Genomic DNA, 1,982 nt, shown 5'->3' with positions numbered 1-1,982 from the left:
CACCATGCCTCCTCCGCCGATCCGGCAGTGCGCACACAAGCCCCGAATGTCACCTATCCCGCTGAACCTTGTCTCAGCCCCTCCGATCGACCCAGACCGGCCGGCTTCGGCCCGCTCGGGCGGGGTTGGATCCCGAGACTGCCGCTCGCCGGCACCTACGATCAAGCCTGGATCGACACGCAGTGGCCCCTGCCTCCCGGGGATTTCGATCCGCGCTACAATCTGTGCGCCCCGGCGGACCAGCACCTGCCGGCAATCCATGGCGGTGAGACTGTCACGATCATCGGCATGACACCGAACGGCCGCTGGGCCTTCCGCCTGCCGCGCATCGTTGCGCCTGTGCGGCTGATCTATGACGACCGGGTCGAGGAACGTCCGTTTGCCGCGGACACGGTGATTGTCGAGCCGGATCTGTGGCGCGTCACACTGAAAGCGCGCTTTTCACACATGACAAAACGGAACACGCCGGCGCTGCGGGAGATCGTCTTCGGCCATGTCACGCCCGCCTTTCTCATGGCCCGGCGCAAGCGAAAGATCTATCTCAGCCCGCGTGGCGGTGACGGCACCGTCGACCGCGCCGTGTGGCAGCCATGAAGTGGCCGCTCTACGTCGCCGGTGGCGGCGCCGTCACGCCCGCCGGGCTGAATGCGCGGCAAACGATCGCGGCCATTCGGGCAAGCCTTTCGGCCTTCGAGGAAATCACGCTCGCCGAACCGTTCGGAGTGCCACAGGTAGTCGCGCGCATACCCACTCATTGGCACCTGCGCCGCAACGAAGGCGAATGGCTGGTCAACATGGCCGCCCGAGCTATCAACGAAGCGCTCGGCACGGGCGAACCGGGGGTCGCGGCGGCCACCGCGCTGCTCATCACGACGCCAGAGAGCTTTCGCAACCATCCGGCTTTCGTTGATATCCCGGCGCGCGATTTCCTGGCCGCGGTTGTCGACGCAACAGGCCTGAGGTTCCACCGCGCCTCGTGCGTCGTCGACGGCGGCGCGGCGGCAAGTGTGGGACTGATAGAACGGGCGATTGCACTGATGGAGGATCAAGGCGCCGCACAGGTGCTGCTCGGTGGCGTCGACAGCCTCGTCAACCACACCGACCTCGGCCGGCTCAGCCGGACCGGGCGTTTACAGGGCGCGGACAACGCCCAAGGAGTGATTCCTAGCGAGGCGGCGGTCTTCGTGCGGCTGCTCCGGGAACCCGGCCGCGGGCCTGTCGTGGCCGCCATCCATGGCATCGGCATGGCCCAGGAGACTGACAGCATCCTTTCCGAGCGCTACAGCCAGGGCCGCGCCATGCTCGGCGCGCTGCGCGACGCCGTTTCGGGATCGGGACCATCGGAACCCGACATCGATTTCGTCGTCTCGAACGGCAATGGCGAGCGCTATCATGGCTGGGAGATGCTGATTGCCCGACCGCGCTTCTATCGCACGCACCGCACCCTGATGGCGACGGCCTATCCGGCGATGACGGTCGGCGACACCGGCGCGGCCAGCGGCGCGCTGGCGCTGATGCTGGCCGCCGACAGTCTTGTCCAGAATTATGCGCCGGGATCGATTGCCATGTGCGAAGTCGCATCCGAGAACGGATTGCGCGCCGCCGCCGTCGTGGCGCGGGCGAACCGCCGATAGATTACAGCCATGCCGGAAACCGGCGCGTCCTTCGCCAGTCGGCCAGCGGCGTATCGGTTGCCGCGATGGCCGCGCGCAACGCGTCGAGCCGCAACCGGCGCATCGAATGGAAAGGCGTGCGGCCGCGCCCGCCCCGTCCCTCGTCCCACCAAGCAGCAACGCGATCGGCGACAGGCAACGGGCTGTCGTTCAGATATTCAAACGCCTTCCCCAAATCGGCCGGGTCTATCGCAAACAGGCCGGTATCGTTGAAATCCACCTCGAACAGATCGCGCATTGCCAGCCCCGCTGCAAAGACAAGCTCCGGTTCGCGCATCTTCTCGATCAGCCAGGGCATCACCGCCGGAT

Annotated in this window: 2 protein-coding genes and 1 pseudogene; 2 read left to right on the top strand and 1 reads right to left on the bottom strand. The window is 66.5% G+C overall.

The genetic code is table 11. From position 1 onward, the window contains the following. Positions 1-594 (top strand): DUF2169 domain-containing protein (locus EN991_RS34130; protein WP_127370384.1); only part of this gene is annotated, 594 nt, incomplete at its 5' end. Further along, a complete protein-coding gene (locus tag EN991_RS34125) occupies positions 591-1,634 on the top strand; it encodes a hypothetical protein (RefSeq protein ID WP_127370383.1) in 1,044 nt (347 codons plus the stop codon). The genes EN991_RS34130 and EN991_RS34125, both read left to right, overlap by 4 nt. A 1-nt stretch (position 1,635) precedes the next feature. On the opposite strand, the pseudogene EN991_RS34120 reads toward EN991_RS34125, so the two are convergent. Then, positions 1,636-1,982, bottom strand: a pseudogene (locus EN991_RS34120) (hypothetical protein); the annotation flags it as partial.

The organism is Mesorhizobium sp. M7A.F.Ca.US.005.03.2.1 (assembly GCF_003997795.1).
Classification (GTDB): domain Bacteria; phylum Pseudomonadota; class Alphaproteobacteria; order Rhizobiales; family Rhizobiaceae; genus Mesorhizobium; species Mesorhizobium ciceri.
The sequence above is the reverse complement of the archived record's forward strand: the minus strand, read 5'-3'. Positions and strand labels throughout refer to the sequence as shown.

Bases quoted from the DNA above. Each gene is read 5' to 3' on its own strand.
- EN991_RS34125 (WP_127370383.1), top strand. From the start codon at position 591: ATGAAGTGGCCGCTCTACGTCGCCGGTGGCGGCGCCGTCACGCCCGCC.